This is a genomic window from Micromonospora globbae (assembly GCF_036184225.1).
Lineage (GTDB): Bacteria > Actinomycetota > Actinomycetes > Mycobacteriales > Micromonosporaceae > Micromonospora > Micromonospora globbae.
The window spans coordinates 2599592-2618602 of sequence record NZ_CP108084.1 but is presented as its reverse complement, the minus strand read 5'-3'; the positions used below and the strand labels follow the sequence as shown (position 1 = coordinate 2618602).

19 protein-coding genes are annotated in these 19011 nt (G+C 69.4%); 11 read left to right on the top strand and 8 right to left on the bottom strand.

Features of this window, described 5'->3' with window-relative positions:
- Positions 1-31: 31 nt before the first annotated feature.
- The 4 genes from OG994_RS11530 to OG994_RS11515 all read left to right on the top strand — a co-directional run bounded on the left by OG994_RS11530 (position 32) and on the right by OG994_RS11515 (position 2255).
- Positions 32-472 carry a hypothetical protein gene (locus OG994_RS11530; RefSeq protein ID WP_328853173.1) on the top strand — a complete coding sequence of 147 codons (441 nt, stop codon included), beginning with the start codon at positions 32-34 and terminating at the stop codon, positions 470-472.
- A gap of 171 nt (positions 473-643) precedes the next feature.
- A complete protein-coding gene (locus tag OG994_RS11525) occupies positions 644-1198 on the top strand; it encodes a TetR/AcrR family transcriptional regulator (RefSeq protein ID WP_328853172.1) in 555 nt (184 codons plus the stop codon).
- Between the two features lie 10 nt (positions 1199-1208).
- Positions 1209-1571, top strand: a complete 363-nt coding sequence (locus tag OG994_RS11520; RefSeq protein WP_328853171.1) for a hypothetical protein — start codon at positions 1209-1211, stop codon at positions 1569-1571.
- Between the two features lie 333 nt (positions 1572-1904).
- A complete protein-coding gene (locus tag OG994_RS11515) occupies positions 1905-2255 on the top strand; it encodes a hypothetical protein (protein WP_328853170.1) in 351 nt (116 codons plus the stop codon).
- Between the two features lie 231 nt (positions 2256-2486).
- Here OG994_RS11515 and OG994_RS11510 read toward each other — a convergent pair whose 3' ends face one another.
- The gene (locus OG994_RS11510) at positions 2487-3908 is read right to left on the bottom strand and encodes a DHA2 family efflux MFS transporter permease subunit (RefSeq protein WP_328853169.1); all 1422 of its coding nucleotides are present in this window, start codon (positions 3906-3908) and stop codon (positions 2487-2489) included.
- A gap of 104 nt (positions 3909-4012) precedes the next feature.
- Here OG994_RS11510 and OG994_RS11505 point away from each other — a divergent pair, with 104 nt between their 5' ends.
- On the top strand, positions 4013-4558 hold the full coding sequence (locus OG994_RS11505; RefSeq protein WP_328853168.1) for a TetR/AcrR family transcriptional regulator: 546 nt from the start codon (positions 4013-4015) through the stop codon (positions 4556-4558).
- A 297-nt stretch (positions 4559-4855) separates the two neighbouring features.
- Here OG994_RS11505 and OG994_RS11500 read toward each other — a convergent pair whose 3' ends face one another.
- The gene (locus OG994_RS11500) at positions 4856-6415 is read right to left on the bottom strand and encodes an alpha/beta hydrolase-fold protein (RefSeq protein WP_328853167.1); all 1560 of its coding nucleotides are present in this window, start codon (positions 6413-6415) and stop codon (positions 4856-4858) included.
- 148 nt (positions 6416-6563) lie between these two features.
- Between OG994_RS11500 and OG994_RS11495 the strand changes: the two genes are divergently transcribed.
- Positions 6564-6743, top strand: a complete 180-nt coding sequence (locus OG994_RS11495; RefSeq protein WP_328853166.1) for a hypothetical protein — start codon at positions 6564-6566, stop codon at positions 6741-6743.
- Between the two features lie 117 nt (positions 6744-6860).
- Here the strand turns inward: OG994_RS11495 and OG994_RS11490 are convergent, their stop codons facing one another.
- Positions 6861-8156 (bottom strand): hypothetical protein, encoded by a 1296-nt coding sequence (locus tag OG994_RS11490; protein ID WP_328853165.1) that lies wholly within the window; start codon positions 8154-8156, stop codon positions 6861-6863.
- Between the two features lie 227 nt (positions 8157-8383).
- On the opposite strand from OG994_RS11490, the gene OG994_RS11485 reads away from it, so the two are divergent.
- On the top strand, positions 8384-9604 hold the full coding sequence (locus tag OG994_RS11485; protein ID WP_328853164.1) for an ROK family transcriptional regulator: 1221 nt from the start codon (positions 8384-8386) through the stop codon (positions 9602-9604).
- Positions 9605-9668: 64 nt separating this feature from the next.
- Here OG994_RS11485 and OG994_RS11480 read toward each other — a convergent pair whose 3' ends face one another.
- On the bottom strand, positions 9669-10424 hold the full coding sequence (locus OG994_RS11480; RefSeq protein WP_328853163.1) for a methyltransferase domain-containing protein: 756 nt from the start codon (positions 10422-10424) through the stop codon (positions 9669-9671).
- A gap of 267 nt (positions 10425-10691) precedes the next feature.
- Complete coding sequence (locus OG994_RS11475; RefSeq protein WP_328853162.1) at positions 10692-11600, bottom strand: LysR substrate-binding domain-containing protein; 909 nt, start codon at positions 11598-11600, stop codon at positions 10692-10694.
- A gap of 87 nt (positions 11601-11687) precedes the next feature.
- On the opposite strand from OG994_RS11475, the gene OG994_RS11470 reads away from it, so the two are divergent.
- Positions 11688-13010 (top strand): aspartate aminotransferase family protein, encoded by a 1323-nt coding sequence (locus OG994_RS11470; RefSeq protein WP_328853161.1) that lies wholly within the window; start codon positions 11688-11690, stop codon positions 13008-13010.
- A 218-nt stretch (positions 13011-13228) separates the two neighbouring features.
- Here OG994_RS11470 and OG994_RS11465 read toward each other — a convergent pair whose 3' ends face one another.
- A complete protein-coding gene (locus OG994_RS11465; protein ID WP_120331619.1) occupies positions 13229-13813 on the bottom strand; it encodes a TetR family transcriptional regulator in 585 nt (194 codons plus the stop codon).
- 120 nt (positions 13814-13933) lie between these two features.
- Between OG994_RS11465 and OG994_RS11460 the strand changes: the two genes are divergently transcribed.
- Positions 13934-14842: an SDR family oxidoreductase gene (locus OG994_RS11460; protein WP_328853160.1), complete on the top strand. Its 909-nt coding sequence runs from the start codon at positions 13934-13936 to the stop codon at positions 14840-14842.
- A gap of 244 nt (positions 14843-15086) precedes the next feature.
- On the opposite strand, the gene OG994_RS11455 is transcribed toward OG994_RS11460, so the two are convergent.
- A complete protein-coding gene (locus OG994_RS11455; protein WP_328853159.1) occupies positions 15087-15557 on the bottom strand; it encodes a YdeI/OmpD-associated family protein in 471 nt (156 codons plus the stop codon).
- A gap of 83 nt (positions 15558-15640) precedes the next feature.
- Complete coding sequence (locus OG994_RS11450) at positions 15641-16369, bottom strand: DUF998 domain-containing protein (protein ID WP_328853158.1); 729 nt, start codon at positions 16367-16369, stop codon at positions 15641-15643.
- 81 nt (positions 16370-16450) lie between these two features.
- Here OG994_RS11450 and OG994_RS11445 point away from each other — a divergent pair, with 81 nt between their 5' ends.
- Together OG994_RS11445 and OG994_RS11440 are read left to right on the top strand one after the other, a co-directional pair.
- The gene (locus OG994_RS11445) at positions 16451-17182 is read left to right on the top strand and encodes a TetR/AcrR family transcriptional regulator (protein ID WP_328853157.1); all 732 of its coding nucleotides are present in this window, start codon (positions 16451-16453) and stop codon (positions 17180-17182) included.
- A gap of 397 nt (positions 17183-17579) precedes the next feature.
- Positions 17580-18737, top strand: coding sequence for a serine hydrolase domain-containing protein (locus OG994_RS11440; RefSeq protein WP_328853156.1), 1158 nt, complete (start codon positions 17580-17582; stop codon positions 18735-18737).
- Positions 18738-19011 lie beyond the last annotated feature (274 nt).

Here is a 19011-nt window from a genome sequence, read left to right as displayed (position 1 = left end):
CCCACCTCATTCGCTGAAGGGAACCACCACCATGACCGACGAGATCCTCGGCGGCGCCCCGTCCGCCAACACCCCCCACCCGGCCCTGAGGACCCTCGACGTGCTGGTCGGCACGTGGCACGTGTCCGGGCCCGGACACCACGGCACCGTCACCTACGAGTGGATGCCGGGCGGTCACTTCCTGGTCCAGCACGTCGACCTGAGCCAGGACGGCGGGTCCACCACCGGCGTCGAGTACATCGGATACGACGCCGACAGCGGCACCCTGAGATCACACTTCTTCGGCAGTACGGGAGACATCCTGGAGTACGTGTACGAAGTGGTCGACCGGGAGTTGACCATCTGGTTCGGCCAGCCGGGCTCGCCGGCCCGGTACCGCGGCACCTTCGACGCGCAGGGCACCAGCGCCACCGGGGCGTGGGCGTGGCCCGGCGGCGGCTACGAGTCCACCATGACCCGCGTCCGGCCCTGAACCCCGGCAACGCTCGGCGGCTCGACACCCTGCCCGGGTGTCGAGCCGCCACGTGGCGGAAGACCGACGCGCCCCACCCACGTCGTATGCCGCCGGCCGTCCACGGACGCGGGCCCGGTTTAGGAATGCTCGTTCTTGACTGATCGTTCCTAAACCGGTTACGGTCTTCCGGTGGGTCGACCGAGAGCGTTCGACGAGACCGCGGTGATCAAGGCTGCGGCGAGCCTGTTCGCCAGCCGGGCGTACGACGGCATCTCCGTCGACGACCTGGTGACGCACCTCGGCGTGCACCGCAACAGCCTGTACAAGGTCTTCGGCAGCAAGCGCGGGCTGTACCTGGCCGCCCTGCGGTGGCACCTGGAGCATCAGGTCCGGCCACTGCTGGCGAAGATCAACGCGGCCCCCGACCCGACACGGGCATTGAGGGACATGTTCGTGGCCGACACCGCCGGCCACGACCTGGATTTGCTGCTCCTGGCCGTGGCCGAACGCGCGCCCGTGGACTCCGAGGTGGCTGAGGAAGTGGCTCGCACCATGCGCGACTTCGACACGGCCATCGCTCGCACCTTGGGCGGCGGTGCGGCGACCGCCGACGACGGGCCGTCGCCCCTGGCCTACGCGCTCACCTCGGCGATCCTCGGCCTGCGCCTGCGCATCCGCACCGGCGTCGAGGCCGTCGACGCCGGCACGGTCCTGTTCGAGCGGATCCACCAACCGCGACACTGAGGGAGCCCTGATGGCGAAGGTACGCGTCGACAACGACAGGCTCATCGTCGAGATCGAAGGACTGGACAAGCTCTGGGCCCTCCGGAGCCGCCTGGAGGTTCCGCTGCTCAACGTCCGGGGCATCACCGCCGACCCCGGCATCGTCAAGGAGCCCAAGGGCATCCGCGCGCCCGGCACCCACCTACCCGGCGTCATCACCGCCGGCACTTTCCACATCGACGGCGAGCGTGTCTTCTGGGACGTCCGCGACCCCGCAAAGGCCGTCGTCATCGAGCTACGCGACGAGCGCTACGCCCGTGTCGTCGTCCAGGTCGCGGACCCCCGGGCCACCGTAACCCTCGTCGAGCGCGCCATCGCCCGCTCCGCCGCCTGATCCAACGGCAGCCACCGCCGCGGCATGATGATGGGCGGCCAGTTGTCTCCCCCCCAACCGGTCTACCGGAGCGCCCGCACGTGCAGGGGGCAGCCGAGCCCGTCGCCGGGGTCGATCCGCCGGTACGGCTCGCCCCGCATTCGGGGCGAGCCGTACCAGCGTCCCGCAGCGCGGCCGAGAGGTCTGCGGTCGCTCTCGCACGTGCAGGGCGCGCGGGCGGCGTAGCGCCCCCGGCTCCACACCACCCATCACCAGGTTGACCAACGTCCCTCGGCAGTAAGCGAGGTCCAGTCCGGTGGATCATGTTCGGGGAGGGCTCGGTAGGTTGGCGGCATGCCATCTGCACTAGTTGTCGGTTACGACCCGCAAGCGATACCTGGCGTCGACACGGAGGCGCTTCGTGCGGCGCTCGATGCGGATCTGGCCCGGTTCGGTGAGCAGGGCATCGACGCGGCCATGACGCTGATCGTGTTCGACGGGACGGCCGAATCCACCCTCGTCGCATCGCTGACCAAGCAGCCGTGGGATGTCGTGGTCGTCGGCGCCGGGATCCGCAAGACCGAGTCGCTGCTTCCGCTCTTCGAACAGATCGTGAACCTGATCCGGCGCCATGCGCCCCAGGCCGCGATCGCGTTCAACACCAGTGTCGGAGACAGCGTCGAGGCGGCACAGCGGTGGCTCTGAATCGCGGCTGCCTGATCACGTCCTGAGCCACAGTCGGATCACGGCAGTGGGCGTCCTGGTGGACCTTGCTGGGATCCACGCTCGGATCCCACACCAGCGTAGGTGGGCTTCGAGACACTGCCTGGGTTCCGGCGGTGGCGGCTGGATCCACCGGCATACGCCGCGGTGCCTTCCCCGGACGCCATCGACGGGTGGCAGCCGTTGAAGGCACCGCGGAGTGGGCTGGGTGGCCTACCGCGCCTGGCGTCCGGGTAGACGGAACGCGAGGAGGGCGCCGGCGCCGACCACGGCTGCTCCGGTGGCGACCGCGGGCACCATGCCGTCGGTGAAGGCGGTCCCGCTGCTGTAGTCGCCGTTGCCCGCGAAGACTGAGGCGAGCACCGCGACCCCGATCGCGACGCCGAGCTCGCGGAGGGTGTTGAGGGTGCCGGAGGCGACGCCCTGGGATTCCATCGACACGCTGGCCAGAGCGACGGTGCTGGTGGGGGCGAAGGTCAGGCCCATGCCGACACCGGCGAGCAGGAACGGGGGGACCATCGAGGAGTAGGCGACGTCAGCGGTGCTGATCAGCGCCATCCAGCCCAGGGCGGTGGCGAGCAGGGCCTGCCCGGTGACGATCAGGGCGCGGGCGCCGATCCGGTTGATGATGAGGCCGGCGATGGGGGCGACCACCATCGGTGCCATGGTCCAGGGCATGGTGCGCAGTCCGGACCCCAGCGGGCTCTGCCCCTGGACGATCTGGAAGAACTGCGCGAGCAGGAAGACCGAGCCGAATACGCCGACCGAGAAGGCCAGGGTCACTGCGTTGACGTTGCGGAAGGCCCGGGAGCGGAACAGCCGCATCGGGAGCATGGGGGAGGTGGTGTGTCGCTCCCAGGCGACGAACAGCGCGAGCAGCACACCGGCCCCGATCAGCATCGTCAGGGTCAGTCCGGTCGTCCATCCGTGGTCCTGACCCCGGATGACCCCCCAGACCAGGGCGAGGACCCCGGACGCGGAGAGGAGGAGCCCCAGAGGATCCAGCCGGGTCTCGTCGCGTCGCGACTCGCGAAGAACGCCCGTGGCGAGCACGATCGCGATCAGCCCGATCGGCACGTTCAGCCAGAAAATCCAGGACCAGTGCAGGCCCTCCACCACGGCGCCGCCGACGAGCGGGCCGACGGCGACCCCGAGACCACTGATCCCACCCCAGATCCCGATCGCCGCGGGACGTAGCCGACCGGGTACGGCCGCGGCGAGCAGGGTGAGCGACAGGGGCATCACGGCGGCGCCACCAACGCCCTGCAGCGCCCGCGCGGCGATCAGCATCCAGGGTGCGGTCGCCATCGCGCACGCCGCGGAGGCGAGAGTGAACAGGGCGATCCCGGCGACGAAGAGCCTGCGGCGGCCGATCCGGTCGCCGAGCGCGGCGGCGGTGAGCAGCAGCGCGGCGAACGGGAGCGTGTACGCGTTGACGAACCACTGCAGGTGACTCAACGAGGCACCGAGCTCGTGCCTGATCACCGGCAGTGCCGTCGTGACGACCAGGTTGTCCAGCGTGACCATGAACATCGGGATGCTGACTGCCGCGAGTACGGCCGCGAGCGGTCGGTTCGGCTGCAGAACCGGCCGCGGGGCCAGGGGAGGTCCGGGTCGGGCATCGAGGATGGTCATGGATGTCTCCTTCAGGCAGGCCTCGGCTAGTTGCTATCGACTGATAACTAGCTACCACTGTACGCTAGTTATCGACTGATAACTTGTCCAGAAGGAGGGCGCGCATGGCGCGAACCCGGCTGACCGCCAGCGAACGGGGTGCACAACTGGTCGCCGCCGCCGTCCAGGCGTTCGCCGCCACCGGCTACGCCGGCACCAGCACCGACGACGTGGCCCGCCTCGCGGGAGTGTCGCAGCCCTACGTCATTCGACTCTTCGGCTCCAAGCAGCGACTCTTCATCGCCGCGATCGAGCACGCCACCGACCAGATCGAGACCATCTTCCGCGAGGCCGCGGCGCAGCAGGCCGCCCTGTCCGCCCTGGGTGACGCCTACGACCGGCTCCTCGCTCGGCGCGATCTGCCTGTCCTGCTGCTGCAGGGCTTCGCTGCGAGCAGCGACCCGGCGATCGGCGTGGTGGTCCGCGAGCGCTTCGGCCGGATATATCAGTTGGTTCGAGAGCTCACCGGCGCCGACCCGAGCGCCGCGAGGCACTTCCTGGGCCAGGGGATGCTCCTGACCGTACTGGCCGCGATGCGGGCCCTCGAACCCGGCGCCGCGCCCCAGGAAGCCTGGGTGGCCGAGATCGCCGACGCCATCAAGGGTCAGTAGCTGCTGGAGGGTTCGCGCTGTTGCCAGCGGCGGTCCCAGGTCGATGGTTGGCCGTCGGTGACGTGGGCGCTGTCAACCAGGATCGAGCTACTCCCGTTCTGCCGAGGTGCGTCGGTAGCTGGCCGTCCCGGAGACGAGCGCAGGCGCACCGAGGACAATGACCTGCGCCGCACGTATGGTCAGGGCCGGTCAGGTTGGGTCGAGCGGGCCATGGGGGAGTCGACGCGGCGATCCTGGCGTCAGGACCGCCCATGGTGGGCCGACGACAGTTTGCCGCCGGCCCACCATGCGTCCTGGCTACCGAACCCGCAGATGCTGGTGGACTGCCGCGTCGGGAGCGTAGGTCGGGTCACCGGAGTACGCGACGTGAACGGGGTACACCCCTGAGGCCAGTCCGGCGGTCGGCAGCGTGACGACCGCCGTGCCGTCGGTCAGCGACACCACCTGCGTGGTGCCGCCGAAGGTGACGGCGATCTCACCGGTCACCGTCGGAGCCGTCCGGTGCTGGGACTGTGCCCTCACGTCGACGTTCAGCGTGAACGTGCCACCACCGACGATCGACGCCGGTGCGGCGTTCGCCTTCACCACGGTTCGTGCCGTGCCCGCAGGCGTCAGGGCGACCTGGGCCGAGCCTGCCTTGGTCGGGTCGACCACCGACGTCGCCACGACGGTGAGCGACGACGCGGTCTCGTCAGCGGCCACCGAGAGCCGACCATCCGCGGAGATGGTCGTGCCCGCCGAGGTCGCACCCTTGACCGCCCACGTCACCGCCTTGCTGACGCCGTCGTTCGTGGTCACGTCGGCGCGGAACTGCCTCACCCAGTTCCAGCCCTGCGTGAGGTTCGCGGACGCAGGCGTCACCGACACGGAGTCGACGCCCGTCCACAGGTGGTCCCGGGCGAAGATCGTGAACAGCTGACCCGCCGTCATCGAGTCGTGCGCGCCGGGGACCTGGGTCGTCTCGGCGGCGAACCCTCGGGCCCTGAAGTTGTTCGCGATGGTGTTCTGGGCGTTGAGGTTGCCTTCGAAGACACCGTTGCCGAGAAACACGAAGAGGTCGTCGTCGCCGACCGCGGCTGCGATGTTGTCGTAGTCCTGGGTGGTGAGGGACGGATTGCCGGAGAAGTGTGCGTAGAACCCGAACGTAGTCGGGTAGTTCCGGATGACGACGCCGCCCGTCATGCCGCCGTACGAGAACCCGCCGTAGGCGCGGCCCTCGCGCGTGGTGGAGACGTTGTAGTTCTTCTCGATGAAGGGGAGGATGACCTGGACCAGGTTGTTGGCGGCGTTGGTCTGGTTGTAGGAGGCGGCGCCGAGGCTGGTGCCCGTGAAGTGGTTCCCCATGGTGACGACCACGGTCGGCTCGATCTCACCCTTGGCGATCATGTTGTCGAGGATGTTCGGGACGTTTCCGGGAACCATGAAGTCGGTCTCGTCGCCGAAGATGCCGTGGGCGAGGTACACGACCTTGTAGGGCTCGGCGCGGTCGGGGTCGTAGTTGGCCGGCAGGTAGACGCCGAGGTAGTGGCCACTGTCGCCCAGGATCGTGGTGTAGGGCACGTACTGGACGGTGCCCCGCTGCGACGGGTCCGCCACGGGTAGCTCGTACTCCGCGCGGGCCTTCAGCACCGGGTCGTTCTGCTTCTCGGCGTACGGCACGTAGACGGCGTCGAGAACGTCGTTGTTCCTGACGCGGAACGAGGACTGGCCGGCGGGTCGAGGCTTCGTCGACGCGGGATCCCAGATGCGCTTGTTCACCCAGCCCTGCGTCGGGTCCCAGACCCGGTACCAGTAGCTGAGGCCTCCGGCGTGGAGCGGAAGCGAGATGGACCAGTATCCATTCGAATCCTTCGTCATGTCCCTGAGGAACTCGGTACCTCCAGAGTGGTACCGCCCCGTCTGCCACGCTTCCGGCTGATACCGCGTGGTGCCGGTATCGACGTCGAGCAGAGTCAGGTCTCCGGCGAGGCGGACCTGAGTGGCATTGGGATTGCGGTAGACAAACGTGACGGTGTATCCGGTCGGCGAGTCGTTATCCGCCGTGACGGTCGCACCTTCCACGATCGCGGGTTCGGCCGCCACGGCGGCTGGTGCGGAGACGACGGCGCCCATACCGAGTGACATGAACGCGAGCAACGAGATCGTACGCCTGAGCCTGCGCCTTACGATCGCCTTCGTCATCTGACGATGCTCTCCCTTGGTTTCCTTGTCGTGGATTCACTAGGGCTGCCGGCTCCTATTCGGACGCCGGCAACTGAGGTGCCTCCGAGCCTGCGTGGGTTTGACGGTCAGTGGGTCAAGGTCACTGGGACAGAAGCCACTGCAGGATGGTCTTGTCCTCGTAGGTGGGGGCCGCGGCGAGGTGGCGGTCCGGTTCGTAGAAGGCCGAGTCGGCGTACTCGGTGTACTTGACCAGAGCGTTCGCCTGGGCGGGGGTTTTCCCGAGCGCCATGTAGGCGTTCCAGATGCGGTTGTAGGAGGTCTGGCCGGTGGTGACCACGTTGAGGAGGTGGTCACCGGTGCCGTGGGTGATCCATACCGGCGTCCCGGAGGCGGCGATGGCGGTTGCCTGTGCTGCGCTGGCGGCGAAGCCTCCGGTGATCAGGGCGCCGTCGAAGAGTCCGGGGTGGGTGGCGAGTGCGGCCCAGGCGAGCGTCGAGCCGTACGAGACAGTGGATGCGTAGATCCTGTCCTGGTCCACCGAGAATTCGCGCGCGAACGCATTCAGGAGCTCGACCATGACGTCCGCCTGCGCGGCCGCGGTACCGACCCGCTGGTTCTGGGGGGCCAGGACGATCACGTCCTCGTCGGTGCCCGTCCACTTCGGCTGCAGCCATGCGGTCGCGGGGATGTCCGCCGCTACCTGCACCCCTTCGTTGGAGCCGTTGAATCCCATGCCCTGTCCGGGCAGGATCACGACGACGGGGTACTTCTTGGCGGCGTCGTAGCCGTCGGGCAGGTGGTAGGCGTAGGGGATCATCGTGCCGGTGGTCGTCGTGAACCTCTTGTACACGAAGTCGTCGACCAGGAGGTTGACCGCGGGCTTGGTGGGCCGGTACGCCTCGTCGGACGCGGCGGCCAACCGGGGGCCGCGGCCTTGTCCCTTCCCGGGCTGGGCGTAGACGTCCTCGTTCTGCACGACCTGCGTCTGCAGGTCAGGGTTGACGGTGACGTAGTTGCCCGTGGCCATGACGGTGTTGCCGCCGGGATCCCTCGGATCGAGTTCGATGATGACGAAGGTGCCCGGGTCGGACTGCTTGGTCGCGTTAAGGGCCGGCGCATCGTTGGTGTAGACCGCGGTGACGGTCCGGTTGGCTCGTTTCGTCGGGTCGGTGATGTCGCCGACCGGGTTGAAGCGGAAGTTGTAGAGGCTGTCCGAGACCGTGTAGGTATCGCGGTCCAGAGTCCGCGGGTTCACCTCTGACGAGTACTCGACGGCCACGGCCGTGACCTTCTGCCCGAAGGCCAACACCTGCGTGATCGGGATGACGTTCTGGACTCCACCGCCACCGGGCGGCTCGGCGGTGGCGGGGCCAGGGGCGATCAAGACCGCGCCGATGAGGACGGCCGCCGCGGCCAGGGATGTTCGCTTCGACACTGGTTGTCCCTCCGATCGGTGCGCGCCGCGTCACCAGCGGGCGCCCTGGCACGGACGCTACGCAACGCCCCTGAAACAATCAATAGACGAAAACAAGCCAGCCCAGTACGGTCTTTATGACCAGTCCGGCGTAAATCCAGGTCCACATTGCGCTGACGCAGTCCCGACACCGACGGAGGAGCTCCGCCTCTGGCGCGGTTATGACAAAACAGCTATAAATAACGGCCATGTCCACGACTGCCGACCCTGGCCTCGACAGTGGTCTCACCGGCACAGAGCGAGCCGTCCTCCGGGCCCTGTCCGATGGTCAGCGGCGTACCGTCGCCGAGGTCTGCGCCGAGCTGTCAGCGGCTCGCAGCAGCGTCGTGCACGCGCTGAACCGCCTCCGGGCCGCGGGCGTCGTCGTGGAACATCCCTCACAGCGTTCGGCGAGGGGGAGGCCGGCCCGGGGTTGGTCTCTCACGGCGTCGCCCGGCCTGCTCGCCGTGGTCGTGGCTGCGGCCCATGGCCTCCTCGCCGGCGTGGTACGACCCGACGGCGAGATCCTGGCAGCGGTGCACGGCACAACGGACGTCACCGCACCCACCGGGGCCTTGGCGCTGCTCGATCGTGCGACCGCCCAAGCCGAGGTGACCCACCGGGACATCGAACTCGCCGTCCTCGGGCTGCCGGGCCCATCCCTGTTCGCGCGAACTCCCGGCCCAGACTCACTCGGAGGGTCACATCTGCGGCGGTTCCGGGAATGGGACGGGCGACCGGCCGCAGACGTCGTGGGCGAGCATCTCGATCGCCCCGTCTTCTGCGAGAACGACGCGAATCTGGCAGCGCTCGGCGAGGCCGTCTACGGGAACGCGGCCGATGCCGCAACCGTGCTCCACGTATCCCTCACGCACGGGACCGGCGCCGGCCTGGTCATCGGTGGCAAACTCCACCGTGGCGGCTCACGGCTGGCGGGCGAGATCGGACACCTCCATGTGGACGACGGGGGACAGCTCTGCGAGTGCGGCGCGCGCGGCTGCTTCTGGCAGACCACGAGCATCCCGGCGCTGCTCGACGAACTGGCCATGGCTCACGGAAGGACCTTCAGCGTGAGCGACCTCGACGCTGCGGCCGCCTCTGGCGAGCTCGAGATCATACGCGCACTCAGCGGATTCGGCCGCTCCCTCGGCCGTCGCATCGCCGACTTCGTCGTGTTCTTCGACCCCCAGGCCATCGTCGTGGACTCCACACTCGGCGCCGCCTCCCACGTCATCGCAGACGGCATTCGCGCGGCGGTCGACCAGTACGCCCCGCCGCAACTGGCGGCATCGGTCCAGATCTCGTCCGGATCCCTCGGTGTGTCGGCACATCTGAAGGGGGCGGCAGCCCTGGTCCGCTCGGAGAACCTCCTCGACGACGTCAGGCATGGCTCGAGCACACTCCACCTCAGCGGCGCGGGCCTGAGGTGAACCTCTGCCGCCTCACCCACCGCTGCATCTGCCATCCGATCATCTGCCGAACGTCAGGCGGTGCTCAACCTGGGCGGCGTCCCCATGCCGAGATCAGCGGCGCGAGGGTGAGGTCGAGCTCGCCGGCATCGAGGGCGGCCAGATGCGCGTCGATCTCGATGTCGCTGGCCAGCCCCGCGGCGAGCAACTCGGCGCGGACCATGCGCACCGTGGCGGTCTCCAGCCGGTCGCAGGCCACCCCGCCGACCGGGAAGTAGCCGGCCGCCGCGACATCGACCAGGCCCGCCGCGCGCAACGCCCGCGGCAGCGTACGTCCGTAGCGCAGATCGGCGCCGCGACGGGTCATCAACTCCCGAACGGCCTGCCGGAGCCGATTGGCGCGCCGCTGCGCCGGGCCAACCTCATCGAGGCAGGCCAGCGGCTGCAGCTCGGTGTCGGCATCCTCCACCAACAGCCAGCCGCCGGGCCGGAGCGCCGCCACCATCGTCGCCAACGCCCGGGCACGGTCGGGCACGTGAACGAGCACGAGCCGCGCGTGTACCAGGTCGAACGTGCCTGGCTGCGGCGGCGGGTCCCCGACGATGTCGTGCCGGAGCACCTCGTACTCGCCGTGCGGGTCCAACCAGGCCGGATTGATGTCCGTGGCCAGCACGTAACCGGTTGGTCCGACGGCCGTGGCGAGTGCCTCGGGAATGCTGGGGCCTCCGGCCCCGACTTCCCAGCAGCGCCAGCCCGCCTGCACTCCGAGTCGGTCGACGTGCCCGCGCGTGACACCGTCGAACAGCTCGGCCAGCCAGGTGAACCGCTCACCGGCCTCCACCCGGGCGTTGTCGAGCAGGTAGCCGTGTTCCGGCGAAGATCCGGGGGAGTCCGGCGATGGGTGCCCGGACCGCGGGGTGTTCACCGATCCGCCCGTGGTCGGGTCCGGCTCGGGCCCGGGGTCGGCGCCGGGCCGCGATGAACTCATGCCCACATCCTCACGCCCGACCGCGCGCTGTGTCAGCGCGACACGGGATGAAACCGGACACAGCCCTGGTTCCCGCCAACCATGCCGACCCTGCGCGCTCGACACGATGACGTCGAGCTGCTAGACGATGTTCGCCGATGCCGCCGAGAGGTCGCGCAGTTCGTTCAGGACGACCTGGCTCGCGGCGGTGAGGGTCGAGCGGCTGCGGACGGCCGCGTAGATGTGACGGGTCAACGGCCGGCGCAGCGGCCGGGTGGTGACGCGGTAGCGGCGGTCCACGGCCAGTTCGGGCAGGAGTGACACGGACAGTCCGGCCTCGACATGCGCCAGAAGCACCTCGTAACTGGCGAAGCGGCCGGCCACGACCGGCTCGAAGCCGGCCTGCCGACAGGTGCTCGTCACCAGGTTCGACAGGTACGTGCCGGGCATGTCGATGGACCAGGCCGCCTCGGCGAAGTCGGCCAGGTCCGCCGGTGTCTCCGACCCGGTCTGTGACCGCGGCGTCACGAGCACGATGTCGTCGGTGAGCAGGGGGATGGTCTGCACGTCGGGGTGCAGCGGCATGGACCCGTCGATGAAGTCCGCGGTCACGATGATGTCGTAGTCGCCGCGGCGCAGGGCCGGAAGGCTGGCCTGCGGGTCCAGTTCGGCGACCTCGAGGGCGATCCCTGGATGCGCCGTGCGCAGCCGCGCGGCGAGCGGGATGACGGCGGCGCGGACGGCGCTGGAGAAGGCCGCGAGGCGTACCGGACCCGTTGCCCGCCCGGAGAGGCCCCGCAGGTCCGCCTCGGCGGCCCTGATCTGGTCGAGGATGACGCGGGCGTGCCGGGCGAGGGTACGCCCAGCGGTCGTGAGCTGGACGCGGCGGCCGGTACGCCGCAGGAGCTCGGTGCGGGTCTCCGCCTCCAGGACCGCCAGCTGCGCCGAGACTGCCGACGGGCTCAGGTGCAGGGCCGTGGCGACCGCGCGCATGGTGCCGAGGCTGTCCAGCAGGCTGAGCATCTCCAGGCGTGCGGTGTTCAGCCGCATCGCAACCCTCCTGTGCAGGATTTCCGCACAGCGTAGCCACAAACTTCAGCTTTTCGTGCACTCCGAAGCGGGCCTACCGTGAGGCGCATGACGTTGACTACCGAGCAGAGCACCGCTGGGCAGTTCTGGTCTGACGTCGACCGCCATCTGGTGCGCTACGGCGGCTGGTTCACGCCCGAGATCATCGACCGCGCGGCGGGCAGCTTCGTGTACACCGCCGACGGCCGGCAGATCCTGGACTTCACCTCAGGCCAGATGAGCGCCATTCTCGGGCACTGCCATCCCGCGATCGTCGCCACGGTTCAGCGGGAGATCGCGAGGCTGGATCACCTGTTCAGCGGCATGCTGTCGCGCTCGGTCGTCGACCTCGCGCGCCGGCTCGCCGAGTCGCTGCCCGCGCCGCTGGAGAAGGCGCTGCTGCTGACCACCGGCGCCGAGTCGAACGAGGCGGCCATCCGGATGGCCAAGCTCGTGACGGGCCGGCACGAGATCGTCGCCTTCGCCCGGTCGTGGCACGGCATGACCCACGCCGCGGCCGCCGCGACGTACAGCGCCGGCCACCACGGCTACGGGCCCACGCCGCCGGGAAACTTCGCGATCCCCACGCCCAACCCGTACCGCCCCGACTTCACCACCCCGGACGGCGAGCTGGACTGGCAGCGGCAGCTCGACTACGCGTTCGCCCTCGTCGACGCACAGTCGTCGGGGAGTCTCGCGGCATGCATCGTCGAGCCGATCCTCAGCTCGGGCGGCATCATCGAGCCACCGCCGGGCTACTTCGCCGCGCTGGCGGCCAAGTGCCGCGAACGCGGCATGCTGCTGATCGTCGACGAGGCGCAGACCGGCCTGTGCCGCACCGGCACCTGGTACGCCTTCCAACGCGACGGCATCGTGCCCGACATCCTCACGCTCTCCAAGACGCTGGGCGCCGGCCTCCCACTCGCCGCGGTGATCACGACCGCGGAGATCGAGCAACGGGCCCACGAGCGGGGGTACCTCTTCTACACCACCCACGTGTCCGACCCCCTCGTCGCCGCCGTCGGCAACACCGTGCTCGACGTCCTCCAGCAGGAGCAGATGGACGTACGGGCACGGGAACTGGGCGACGTCCTGCGAGCGGGCCTGCTCGACATCAAGGACCGGCACGACGTGGTGGGAGACGTACGAGGACGCGGCCTGATGCAGGGGATCGAACTCGTCCTCGACCGCACGACACGAGAAGGCGCTGACGCCCTCGGCGCCCAGGTCACCCGCCGCTGCCTCGAACTCGGCCTCCATATGAACGTCGTGCAGCTGCCCGGCATGGGAAGCACCTTCCGGATCGCACCACCTCTCACCATCACGCGAGAGGAACTAGCCCTCGGCCTGGAGATCCTCGACCAGGCGATCGGCGAAGCGGCGCCGGCCTGATCGGCATCGTCGAGGTCTCCGGTAGAGGGTTCATCGACCAAGAAGAACCTGACTACCGGGGGTCTCGCGGCCACCACAGCGGTGACGAGGCGGCACGACGGCCCAGGTCACCGAGGCGAACGCGCTTCGTTCCGGCCCGGCGACGAAAGAGAAGAGCCGGCCGCTGGCCATCTAGGTGCTGCCGATCGTGCGGGTGTGGCCGGTCGCCGGCGTCCAGGTCAGACTCTGGCCGGAGGTGTGGCTGGGGACGACGTGACCGCGCGCAGCTCGGCGGCCGTCTCGGCGATCAGATCGGCGAGGGAGGCGTCGTTGCCGGGCGCGACCCATCGGGCGAACGCCACCCGGAAGACCGTGACGCCTGACTCGGTGGCGAGGGTGGCGGTGGTCTCGCCGACGCCCTTGGCGCGCAGGGCCGCGGCGACCGTGGCCGCCAGCCCGTTCGTCTTACGCAGTTCCCGTTCCTGCAGTTCGGGGCTGGCGTCGATGATGGTTTGGCGCACCCGGACCAGGTCGAGGCGGTCGGCGAAGATCTCGTCCGCCACCTGGCGGAACGCGGTGACGACCGTCTCGAAGGGGTCGGCGTCCGTCTCGGCGACCGCCTTGACCAGGACCTCCTCCAACCGGCTGCCGCCGCTGAACAGCACCTCGCGCTTGTCGCCGAAGAGCCGGTAGAACGTGCGCTTGTCGAGGCCGGCGCGGGCCGCGATGTCGGTGACGGTCGTCTGCTCGAAGCCGCGCTCGTTGAACAGCGCCAGGGCGGCCGCCTCCAGGCGGCCGCGTGCGTCCGGTTGCCAGCGGGCCATGGGGGCAATGCTATCCGATGTCACTGAGTGACATGTCACGAGCGAGGTCATGTCGCATGGTGACATCAGAGGTGTACGGTGATGTCACACGATGACATCGGCCCTTGGGAAGGAACCACGATGCGTGTATTCGTCACCGGCGCCTCCGGCCACCTCGGCTCCGCGGTCGTACCGGAACTGCTCTCCGCCGGACACCGGGTCGTCGGCCTGGCCCGCTCCGAGACCTCGGCCGCCGCGGTGGAGAAGCTCGGCGCCCAGGTACGCCGCGGCGACCTGTCCGACCTCGCCGTGCTGCGCGAGGAGGCGGCCGCCTCCGACGGCGTGATCCACCTCGCGTACCGCCACGACCTCCTGCTGACCGGCGACCTGGCCGCTGCCGCGGAGGCCGACCTGGTCGCCCTCAAAGCGCTGGCCGACGGCCTGGTCGGCAGCGGAAAGCCGCTGGTCGGCACCAGCGGGACGCTCGCCCTCGCCATGGGCGGCGTCGTCGGCCGCCCCGGCACCGAACGGGACGTGTTCCCGGGCGGCCACCGGATCGACGCGGAGAACTTCGTGGCCGACCTCGCCTCGCGCGGCGTGCGCTCCTCGATCGTCCGCCTCACGCCCACGGTGCACAGCTCGCTCGATCACCAGGGCTTCATCACGGCCATCATCGCGGCCGCCCGGCGGCACGGGTACGCCGCATACGTCGGCGACGGCGCCAACCGGTGGCCCGCCGTGCACACCCTCGACGCAGCCACCCTCTACCGGCTGGCTCTCGAGAAGGCGCCGGCCGGGTCCCGCCTGCACGCGGTCGCCGACGAGGGTGTCCCGTTCGCCGAGATCGCCACCGCCATCGGCCGCAACCTGGGCGTCCCGGTCCGGAGCATCAGCCCCGAGGCGGCGGACGACCACTTCGGCTTCCTCGGGCCGCTGGTGCAGATGGACAACCCGGCGTCGGCGGACATCACCCGCGAACTGCTCGGCTGGACCCCGGTCCACCCCGGCCTGATCGCCGACCTGGACGAGGGGCACTACTTCCAGGCGTGAATCACGCGTGGCGACCCGAGAACGGACCCCGGCGTGCGCGCATCGCCGCGCATGCCGTGGGTCTGGGGTCCCCGGAGCCCTTGGCCACCGTGGCGTTCCTGGCGGATCTGTGGGAGGACGATGCGGACGCACCCGGCCGAGTCGAGGCAGGACGGCTCTGGCGCGACAGCCCGGTCAGCGCCGGCCACCAGACGCTTCGACCGTCGGTCTGTCCACCGGTGTCAGGCAAGCCCTCGGTGGCCGTTCATCGCTGTTTGCCGTTGCGGAAGAGGTCGATGGCCTTCTCGATGCGCCGTTGGCGCGTCTGGTCGGTCTTGGCGGCGTTGATGTTGTCGACGTGGTAGCGCCGCAGGCTGTTGGAGAGGTTCGCGAAGAACCTCGCCGCCGGTTCGTCCGCGGCGAGAGCGGCGGCGAAGTCGGGCGGGAGTTCCACCTCGCGTGGGGTGTCCGCGACGGTGAGGGTGACGCGGACCGGGTCCCCGCCCTTCAGGCCGGTGGCCTTGCGGACCGCGGCGCTGATGCTGACCATCGACTTGCCGCCCATCACGCCCACGGTGTTGCGGTACTCGTAGCCGTTGAGATTGACAAGCACCGGTGGCCGCTTGCCGGCCGCGAGTTGCTCCATCACCTCGACCGGCACGACGATGCCGGTGTTGTTGCCGGTGGCGGCCACGGTGGTGTCGAACGTGACGCTGTTCGGTCCGGTCGTCTCCACGTGCTTTCTCTCCTCCTTGTCGACCGTCATCGGTAGGGGAAGCGGGTGGCGCCGGGGCGTGCCGACGGCCCGCCCCGGTGCCCTCATGCGGCTGGGTCGCTCGGCTGCCTGGGGTGGGGTGTGCGCCGGTAGAGGTGTATGCAGACGGCGGCGATCCACCCCCAGCCGGTGACCACGCCGATCCACAGCCCGAGGACGGCGAGGGAGGACGCCGATCCGGTAGCCACGCCGAGGAAGCCGGCCAGCACAACCAGGCCGACCCAGAGCGAGGCCCAGGCCCAGCCGCGCCGGCTGGTGCGGGCGAAGAAGCGGGCGAGGACGAACGCGGCCGCGACGAGAGCGGCGAATCCGACCCCGCCGGCCGCGATGTGCAGGACGCCGTGCGGCGTCACCTCGGTGGGCGGACCGTCCGGCGTGCCCACCGGGAAGCCGTTCATGGGGTCGGCGACGAAGACGCCGGCCGCGACGAGCGCCAGGCCGTACGCCGCCAGCAGGCTCGCCGCCCACGTGGTAGCGCGGCCCCGCGGCAGCGCGCGGAACACCCCGATGGCGGAGGCGACCGTCATCAGGCCGGTGAGCATCAGGGTGAGGATGTGGATCCACCCGAGCGGCCCGTTGGCGAGCAGGCTCAGGTCGTGCCGGCGCAGGTCGAAGCCGTCGCGGGTCAACGCCTGGGCCAGTCCGGAGGCCAGGTAGCAGGCGCCGGCGAGCGGGCCGTAACCGAGCAGGGAGCGGGTCACGGCGGCAGGGCGGTTGAACGCCTGGTTGGCCCCGGTGCCGGGGGCGGAGCCGATCGCGTTTTCGGTGGTCATGGCGCATCCCTCTCTCGGATACTACACTGAACAGTACCGCTTGGTACTGATCAGTGCAAGAAGTCGAGGGGCGGGGAGGACATGACTGGATCCGAGGCGAACAGTGACGACCTGCTGGTGCGGGTGTCGTTGCGGCCACCGCACCAGGCGCCCACGCCGGACGGGTCGGCGCGAGATGACCGCTCGCAGGATCCGCGAGCGCTCCGCAGCCGGGCCGCCATCGTGCAGGCCGCCACGACCCTGTTCCTGGAACGGGGGTACGTCGACACCAGCGTCGACGACATCGCCGCCCGGGCCGCGGTGTCGAAGAGAACCGTCTACAACAACTTCGCCGACAAGGAGCGGCTGTTCACCGAGATCGTGCTCGGGGTCACCGCCACCGCGGAGCAGTTCGCCGACGAGCTCATCGCGCCACTCCGCCAAGCCGACGACCTTCCCGCGGCGCTACGCGAGCTGGCTCGCCGGCACCTGGCGGCGGTGACCCGGCTCCCCGTGGTGCGCCTGCGCCGCCTGATCAGCGCGGAGTCGGCACGATTTCCCGACCTGGCCCGCGAGTACCACCGGCGAGCACCGGGCCGCGTGCTCACGGCCCTCGCGGCAGCATTCGCCGACCTTGCCGCTCAAGGTCGGCTACGCATCGGCGACGCCGAAACGGCGGCCCAGCACTTCGCCTTCCTCGTCGTCGGCGCGACGCTCGACCGGGTCATGTTCGAAGGCGAAGCAGCCATTCCCTCCGGCCCCGAACTGGATCGGCTTGCAGACGGCGGCGTCGAGGCGTTCCTCGCAGCGTACCCACCCGACGAACGTCCATAGCCGTGCCGACTCCCTGACGACATGACGCCCCGCCCTCGCGCGAACCCGCGGCGGTGCAGGCCGCCCAGCGGGCGTCCGCCCGACCCATCCTGGTCCGCCATCGACCCTGACCACCGCGGCCGCCTCCTCACCCAGATCGCCGACATCTTCGAACAGTGCGGCGAGGAGTTGGCGAACAGGCCCGCAAGAGGCCGGCGGACGGCAGGGGAGTGGGTGGGATGTCGACCGGGCTCCGCTGACAACACCGCCACCCGCCGGGCCAGCCCGTGAAGGGTCCGCCGCTGGGCCTTGATGTCGACTCGGAGGTCCCCGACGTTCGATCCTGGGGCTAGCACTACCTCAAACCAGCGGGTAGACCCCAATGTGACTGCCGTAATGCGCCATTAGCCTCATGATCATGACGATAGTTAAGCAGGCGGCAGGCGTGGTGGCCGGATCCGCACTCGTGTGCCTGTCGCTGCCCGTCGCACCGGTAGCTGCGGCACCGGACGTGGCACCATCGGGTTCGCCGCCATCTCGGTCAACGTTGCTGCAACAGGCGGGCCGGGTCGTCGCGGCCGGCGTACCTGGCGTCACCATCGAGACGCGCGATGATCGTGGTACCCGGTCTGTCGTGGCCGGGGTAGGGAATCTTCGCACCAACAAACCGCCAAGCCCCTCCGGCCAGTTCCGGATTGGCAGCATCACCAAGTCGTTCACGTCGACTCTGGTGCTCAGCCTCGTCGCGGACGGGAAGATCGACCTCGATGCTCCGATCGACCACTACCTGCCGGGGCTGCTGCCTTACCCCGAACCGATCACCGTCCGCCAGCTGCTGCAGCACCGAAGCGGTCTGTACGACTACGCGAACGTCCTGTGGCCGAATCCAAAGGTGATGGCCGAGTCGCGACACCTCGACTATGCCCCGGCAGATCTCGTACGCATCGCCATCGCCGCGCAGGAGACGCTGCCGTTCACCCCCGGCGAACAGTTCCTCTACTCCAACACCGACTACGTCATCCTCGGCATGCTCGTGGAAAAGGTCACCGGCGACAGCTACGCACACGAACTGTCCCGACGCGTCCTGGGACCAGCCGGGTTGCGGGACACCTACCTCCCCGGACACCACCCGCGCCTGCGGCAACCGTCGGCACGCGGATACGAGGCCGTGGATTCGTCCGGCCGGTTGACCGACCTCACCACCTACAACATGTCCGTAGCGTGGGCGAGCGGCGACCTCGTGTCCACCACCCACGACCTGAACCTCTTCTACTCGGCATTGTTCGGCGGGCGACTGTTGCCCCTCCCACTGCTGCGCCAGATGCAGCAATCCGACGACGCTTTCCCCGGCTTCGAATACGGGCTCGGCCTCGGGCACACCGAGATGTGCGGCCAGCAGGTCTGGGGCCACCAGGGAGGCGTACCCGGGTACGGCACCTACAGCTTCACCAGTCCGCAGAGCGCACGCCAGATTACGATCTCGGTCAACCGCAGCCTCACGCTGAGCCCAGCTGCCGAAGACGCGATCAACGCGCTCATCGCCGTTGAGTTCTGCGGCGACCCAGCCGAGGGATAAGGCGACGGCAATCGAAAGGGCCTGACCTGCGGAAAGCGGGTCAGGTTCTTCCCTTGTTCGTCCCTCTTGTACACGTGGCTGCCGGAGCTCGCCGAAAACGCGGGCGGCTGGCGATGACGCGCCGTTGCAACAGTCCGAACGAGGTACGCGCCCGGCTGACCTCCCAGGCCAACCTCGCCTCCTACTGCTGCCGCGGCTTTCTTGGCGCCGCACGAGTCTGCGGCCTGGGCCCCGCCCACCACCCGCCAGACCAAGGCCCCTCGCCGGGCATCCG

What these genes read in the sequence shown, in the direction of transcription:
- OG994_RS11530 (WP_328853173.1), top strand. Translation starts at nt 32, where the DNA reads ATGACCGACGAGATCCTCGGCGGCGCCCCGTCCGCCAACACCCCCCAC.
- OG994_RS11520 (WP_328853171.1), top strand. Translation starts at nt 1,209, where the DNA reads ATGGCGAAGGTACGCGTCGACAACGACAGGCTCATCGTCGAGATCGAA.
- OG994_RS11515 (WP_328853170.1), top strand. Translation starts at nt 1,905, where the DNA reads ATGCCATCTGCACTAGTTGTCGGTTACGACCCGCAAGCGATACCTGGC.
- OG994_RS11510 (WP_328853169.1), bottom strand. Translation starts at nt 3,908, where the DNA reads ATGACCATCCTCGATGCCCGACCCGGACCTCCCCTGGCCCCGCGGCCG.
- OG994_RS11505 (WP_328853168.1), top strand. Translation starts at nt 4,013, where the DNA reads ATGGCGCGAACCCGGCTGACCGCCAGCGAACGGGGTGCACAACTGGTC.
- OG994_RS11500 (WP_328853167.1), bottom strand. Translation starts at nt 6,415, where the DNA reads ATGACGAAGGATTCGAATGGATACTGGTCCATCTCGCTTCCGCTCCAC.
- OG994_RS11485 (WP_328853164.1), top strand. Translation starts at nt 8,384, where the DNA reads ATGTCCACGACTGCCGACCCTGGCCTCGACAGTGGTCTCACCGGCACA.
- OG994_RS11475 (WP_328853162.1), bottom strand. Translation starts at nt 11,600, where the DNA reads ATGCGGCTGAACACCGCACGCCTGGAGATGCTCAGCCTGCTGGACAGC.
- OG994_RS11470 (WP_328853161.1), top strand. Translation starts at nt 11,688, where the DNA reads ATGACGTTGACTACCGAGCAGAGCACCGCTGGGCAGTTCTGGTCTGAC.
- OG994_RS11465 (WP_120331619.1), bottom strand. Translation starts at nt 13,813, where the DNA reads ATGGCCCGCTGGCAACCGGACGCACGCGGCCGCCTGGAGGCGGCCGCC.
- OG994_RS11460 (WP_328853160.1), top strand. Translation starts at nt 13,934, where the DNA reads ATGCGTGTATTCGTCACCGGCGCCTCCGGCCACCTCGGCTCCGCGGTC.
- OG994_RS11450 (WP_328853158.1), bottom strand. Translation starts at nt 16,369, where the DNA reads ATGACCACCGAAAACGCGATCGGCTCCGCCCCCGGCACCGGGGCCAAC.
- OG994_RS11445 (WP_328853157.1), top strand. Translation starts at nt 16,451, where the DNA reads ATGACTGGATCCGAGGCGAACAGTGACGACCTGCTGGTGCGGGTGTCG.
- OG994_RS11440 (WP_328853156.1), top strand. Translation starts at nt 17,580, where the DNA reads ATGACGATAGTTAAGCAGGCGGCAGGCGTGGTGGCCGGATCCGCACTC.